Origin of the sequence: Mesorhizobium sp. M4A.F.Ca.ET.022.05.2.1 (assembly GCF_003998845.1) — a bacterium.
Taxonomy (GTDB): Bacteria; Pseudomonadota; Alphaproteobacteria; order Rhizobiales; family Rhizobiaceae; genus Mesorhizobium.
The window spans coordinates 1-5,318 of sequence record NZ_RZOJ01000416.1; the positions used below are offsets into that span (position 1 = coordinate 1).

Genomic DNA, 5,318 nt, shown 5'->3' on the forward strand with positions numbered 1-5,318 from the left:
GTCTGACCCTTGCTGCCGCCGCACTTCGACCCCGCCCGCCATCACCGCAAGTGCGGTCGAGCGGAGCGGCGAGCGCCAGCCGAGCCGGCCGGCGAGATCGGCCAGCCACGTCACCGGCCGTGCGGCCATCGGCGGAACGGCAAACACGGGAGCCGGGGGCAGGCCGAGCCAGTTGCGATGCAAAAGCACAAGGTCCTTCAGCGTCAGGCCTTCATCGCCCGCGAGCGAGAGGTCCGAGCCGGAGGGCAAGACGCCGCCGATCGCGGCGCTGACCGCGCCGGCGACGTCGTCGAGCGCGACCGTCGTGACCGGGCTGTCGGCGTAAGCCAAAGGGATCGCCAACGGGAAGGCAGCGAGCGCCCTCAACAAGGCGGAGCCGCCATGCGCATTGCGGCCGGGCACCAGCGCCGGCCGCAGGATGACATGCCGCACCCCGCTTGCCGCGAGCGCCCCGTCGGCCCGCCTCTTGGTGTCGAGAAAGGGCAGGTCGCGGCCGGTTCCCGCTGTGTCCGCCGAGATCTGGACGATCAGCAATTCCCGGTCGCGCGCGGCCTCATAGAGAGCGAGCATCGCTTTTTCCTGGGTGGCCGTCAGGTCATCGGCGAGCCCGTCCTGCAGGGCGCCGGCGCAATTGACCACGGCCCGCTGGCCATCCAGCGCGGTCTGCCAGTCCACGCTCCGCGTCATGCCGGCGAGATCGGCCTTCAGCCAGCGCACCTGCGGCATCCTCAGCGCCGCGCGCGCCGGCTCGCGTCCAAGCCCCGTGACCTGGTGGCCTTCCCCCGCAAGTCTTCTTGTGACGGCGGACCCGATGAAGCCGGTCGCGCCGAGAATCAGGACGTTCATGCCGGAACTTTAGCTGAAACCACTTCAGCAGAAACCAGGTCGGATGGCTCTCATCCAGCGCACGATCGCCACCGACGCCGTCGCCGCCAAACAGGTGGACTTAAAGCATGACCCCGGAATCGTCGCCGATTTCCGGGGTCATGCACGAGGGGCGCCAGGCGGGGTTCCGGCGCGCCTCAATGGCCTCCGCCACTACCGCCGGCCTGGTCGGCCGGCTTGCGGATGAACAGGACGAACAGACCGAGCGTAGCGAACAGCACCGTCAGCATGTAGAACACGTCCATGAAGGACAGCAGCGATGCCTGCTGCTGGACCATGCCGGACAGCTTGGAGATCGCCGCCTTGGTGGCGTCGAGACCGGCGGTCTGCTCGAAGTTCATGGTCATGTTCTGCAACTTCTGCTGCGCTTCGGCGCTGCCCCACTGCACGTGCTCGGCCAGCCTGGCGTAGTGGAAGGCGTTGCGGTCGATCAGCACCGTGTTGATGACGGCAAGGCCGACGGCGCCGCCGAGGTTGCGGGTCAGGTTGAACAGGCCAGACGCATTCTTCAGCCGCTCCGGCGGCAGCGTGCCGAGCGCGATGTTGTTGATCGGCACCATGCACAGCATCATCGAGCAGCCGCGCAGGATCTGCGGGATGAGCAGCTCGTAGAAATCCCAGTCGGCGGTGAGATGCGTCATCCACCAGGTGCCGGTGGCGAAGCCGAAGAAACCGATCATCATCATCAGCCTGAGATCGATCTTGTTCGACAGGATGCCGGCAACGGGCGCTGTGAAGAACATCGCCAGGCCGCTGACGAACAGCGCTTCGCCGATCATCATCGAATCGTAGCCGCGGATGCGGCCGAGGAACACCGGATAAAGATAGGTGAGCCCGTAGAGGCCGATGCCGACGACAAAGGAGAACAGCGAGCCGAAGGCGAAGTTGACGTTGGTGAAGGCGCGCAGGTCGACGATCGGCTCCTCGGCGGTGAAGGCGCGCCAGAAGAACAGCACCGCGCCGATGCTCATGACGGCGGCGCAGATGAACACCGCCTGGTCCTGCAGCCAGTCGTTGTTCGGGCCTTCCTCCAGCACATATTCCATGCAGCCGAGGAAGGCAGCCATGCCGGCGAGGCCCCACCAGTCGAACTTCGAGAACAGCTTGAGGTTGGGCTTGTCGAAATCGATCAGCGTCCAGGCCGCCGTCGCCACCAATATGCCGGGCACGACATTGATCAGGAACAGCCAGTGCCAGGACATCGCGTGGCTGATATAGCCGCCGACCGTCGGGCCGATCGTCGGCGCCAGCGTCGCCACTAGGCCGATCATCGGCGAGACGACGGCGCGGCGCGACGGCGGGAAGATGGTGAAGGCGGCCGCGAAGACGCTGGGGATCATGCCGCCGCCGATGAAGCCCTGGATGGCGCGGTAGACGATCATCTGGTCGATGTTGGTGGCGGTCGCGGCCAGCGCGCTGGCCGCCGTGAAGCCGGCGGCAGCGATCGTGAACAGGACCCGCGTCGACAGCATCCGGCTGAGGAAGCCGGACAGCGGGATCATCACCACCTCGGCGATCAGATAGGCCGTCTGCACCCACGGGATCTCGTCCGAACTGGCGCTCAAGCCCGCCTGGATCTCGGCCAGCGAGGCCGAGACGATCTGGATGTCCAGGATCGCCATGAACATGCCGAACACCATCGCCAGGAAGGCGATGACGCGGCGAACCGGCATATGGTCGGCCGGCAGGGCGGGTGCCGCCGGCCGTGCCGGTATCGATCCTGCGGTGACGGTTGCGGTTGCCATGTCATGGCCTCCCTGCGGCAATTCCGGGAAAGGCGCGCGCGGCTTTCCGTTCGGAATTGCGTCAAAACAAATACTTGGGCTGGCTGGGCGGCCCGGCGCTCGACAAGCCGCCGGGCCGCCCCCCAAAAGTGCCTAGTTGGCCGTCGCGGCCGGCGCGGTACGGCTGTCGGCGGCGACGATGACGCTCAGGCCGGCGCGCAGCTTGCCGGTCTTCAGGACGTCGGCTGGCACGTCGATGCGGACCGGAACGCGCTGCACCACCTTGGTGAAGTTGCCGGTGGCGTTTTCCGGCGGCAGCAGCGAGAACACCGCACCCGAAGCCGGCGCCAGCGACGAGACCGTGCCTTCGAAACTCTGGCCGTCGATCGCGTCGACCGTGATGCGGACCTTCTCGCCGGCCACCAGATGGCCGAGCTGCGTCTCCTTGAAGTTGCCGACGATGTAGAGCTTGTCCATCGGCACGACGACGGCGAGCTTCTGGCCGGGGCTGACGAGGTCGCCCTGCTCGACCGAGCGGTTGCCGACGACGCCGTCATAGGGCGCCTTGAGGACGGTGAAGGACAGATCGCGCGCGGCCTTGTCGCGGCCGAGCTGCAGCGAAGCCAGTGTGCTTGCCGACTCCGCGCGCTGCGCCTCGAGCACCCCGATATTGGCTTGGGCAGCGGCGATCTGTGCATCGGCGCCGACGAGCGCCGCCTTGGCCTGGTCGAGCGCTGTCTGCGCGTCGTCGAGCTGCGCCTGCGTGCCGACATGGGTCTTGAGCAGCTGCGCCGCGCGGTCCTGGGCGCGCGCCGCATTGTCGGCCGCGGCCTGGTCGGCCACCTTCTGCGCCTGCGCCTGCTGCAGCGAGGCCTGGGCTGCCTTGGTCTGCGCGTCGATGCGGTCGAGCGTCTTCGCCAAAGTGGCGATCTGCGCCTCGGCCTGGGCGACGGCTATCTTGTAGTCGCCGTCATCGATGGTCAGCAGCGGGTCGCCGGCCTTGACCTGCTGGTTCTCGCTCACCAGGACCTTGTCGACATAACCGGAAATCTTTGGCGACACGAACGACATGTCGGCCTGGACATAGGCGTCGTCGGTTGAGATCATGAAGCGGCCGTCGGTCCAGTAGTCGTAGCCGTACCAGCCGCCGGCGCCGAGCAGTCCAAGCCCGATGATGGGCAAAAGCAGCGAGCGCACCGAACGCTTCTTCTTGGCGGGCGCCTCGGCCGGGGTCACGGTGGCGGGCTGCGGAAGCGCTTCCGGCGCTTCGGTCGATGGTTGGACCTTGGCGTTGGGAAACGTGCGGACTTCGGCTGTGGCGGGCGCGTTCGAGGACATGATATCTCTCAGCAGGTCTATATGAGGAAATTCTGTTATACTGAACCGTTCGGTTCGATACGGAGATTGACTTAGCGCTAAAACAGGCCCATATCAAGAGGCAATCGAACCGGTTGGTTCGAATTATTTTGCGAGGTGTGACTTTTATGGCCGAAACAGTGTCCGACTCCGGCACGGACCAGTGCGACGTGCTGGACAGCCTGCGTCGAGGCCGCCCGGCGGCTGGGCAGGATCCGGTCAAGCGCAGCCAGATTATCGAGGGCGCGCGCCGTGTCTTCATCGACAAGGGCTTCGAGGCCGCCTCGATGAATGACATAACCCGAGAGGCCGGTGTCTCCAAGGGCACCATCTATGTCTACTTCGCCAACAAGGAAGAGCTGTTCGAGGCGCTGATCGAGGAAGAGCGCGGCACAATCTTCAAGAACATGTACGATATGCTCGACCGCTCCGGCGACCTGCGCGAGACGCTGGTCAAGTTCGGCAAGGTGCTGTCGCTCAAGATCACCTCGGCCAAGGTCATCCAGGCGCAGCGCACGGTGATCGGCGCGGCGGACAGGATACCCGACATGGGCGCGCGGTTTTACGAGCGCGGCCCGAAACGCGGCCATGACAAGGTCATGGCCTTCCTCAATGCCGCCATTGAACGCGGCCTGCTAAAGATCGACGATGTCGATCTTGCGGCCTATCAGTTCACTGAACTTTGCCTGGCCGGATTTTTCCGCCAGTGCATATTCTCCTACCGCACCAAGGCCCCCAGCCAGGATGAGATCGACCATGTCGTCAGGTCGGGCGTCGGCATGTTCCTGAAGGCCTACGGCACCGAAAAGCTCGCGGCCGAGGAGCAGGCGGCGCAGTCGGCGTGAAAACCTGAAGCGCGCGGAGCGATTGCGAAGGATCGCGACGTGCCTTGACGACGCGACGCAGACAGCGTCGTAACCGGCCTCGATGTCCGCCGGGCACGTCCTTCCTCCCGCTTAAATCGACCGTCGATCGCCCCTTTTGCGGAGCCCTCCGGAAGGGCTTGTTAACCATCGGTTCCTATGTCTCGGGACACGTTTGTTCGACGAATCTCGAGTGTGACATCCATGCGTTTCTCCCGTGCCAATCCTTCCGGCGCTTCCGCCCATGGCGACAACGTTGACAGTCATCCGGAAGATGCCCCGCAGCAAGGCACGGCCGCGCCGCCGCAGCGGCAAACGGGGCAGGTCGTCACGCTGCGAGCCTCCGTTGAGGGCGAATCGAATGCCGCCGCCTCGTTGGATTCTGAGGGTGGCGAGTTCGGCCGCCCGGCCTGGCAGCAATATTTCTTTCTCGCGCCCAATGTGCGCTTTACCCGCACGCCGGATTCCGACAAGCGGCCTGCAGCGCAGC

General features: G+C 65.4%; 4 protein-coding genes and 1 pseudogene. 2 read left to right on the top strand and 3 right to left on the bottom strand.

What is annotated here, in order from left to right; genetic code table 11:
• The 3 genes from EN745_RS29280 to EN745_RS29290 all read right to left on the bottom strand — a co-directional run.
• A partial coding sequence (locus EN745_RS29280; RefSeq protein ID WP_127422846.1) for an NAD(P)H-binding protein occupies positions 1 to 846 on the bottom strand: 846 nt, incomplete at its 3' end.
• A gap of 176 nt (positions 847 to 1,022) precedes the next feature.
• A complete protein-coding gene (locus EN745_RS29285) occupies positions 1,023 to 2,630 on the bottom strand; it encodes a DHA2 family efflux MFS transporter permease subunit (RefSeq protein WP_127422847.1) in 1,608 nt (535 codons plus the stop codon).
• A gap of 132 nt (positions 2,631 to 2,762) precedes the next feature.
• Positions 2,763 to 3,947 carry an HlyD family secretion protein gene (locus EN745_RS29290; protein ID WP_127422848.1) on the bottom strand — a complete coding sequence of 395 codons (1,185 nt, stop codon included), beginning with the start codon at positions 3,945 to 3,947 and terminating at the stop codon, positions 2,763 to 2,765.
• Between the two features lie 146 nt (positions 3,948 to 4,093).
• On the opposite strand from EN745_RS29290, the gene EN745_RS29295 reads away from it, so the two are divergent.
• Both EN745_RS29295 and EN745_RS29300 read left to right on the top strand, forming a co-directional pair.
• Positions 4,094 to 4,810, top strand: a complete 717-nt coding sequence (locus EN745_RS29295) for a TetR/AcrR family transcriptional regulator (protein WP_127422849.1) — start codon at positions 4,094 to 4,096, stop codon at positions 4,808 to 4,810.
• Positions 4,811 to 5,032: 222 nt separating this feature from the next.
• Positions 5,033 to 5,318, top strand: a pseudogene (locus EN745_RS29300) (hypothetical protein); the annotation flags it as partial.

What these genes read in the sequence shown, in the direction of transcription:
- EN745_RS29285 (WP_127422847.1), bottom strand. Translation starts at nt 2,630, where the DNA reads ATGGCAACCGCAACCGTCACCGCAGGATCGATACCGGCACGGCCGGCG.
- EN745_RS29290 (WP_127422848.1), bottom strand. Translation starts at nt 3,947, where the DNA reads ATGTCCTCGAACGCGCCCGCCACAGCCGAAGTCCGCACGTTTCCCAAC.
- EN745_RS29295 (WP_127422849.1), top strand. Translation starts at nt 4,094, where the DNA reads ATGGCCGAAACAGTGTCCGACTCCGGCACGGACCAGTGCGACGTGCTG.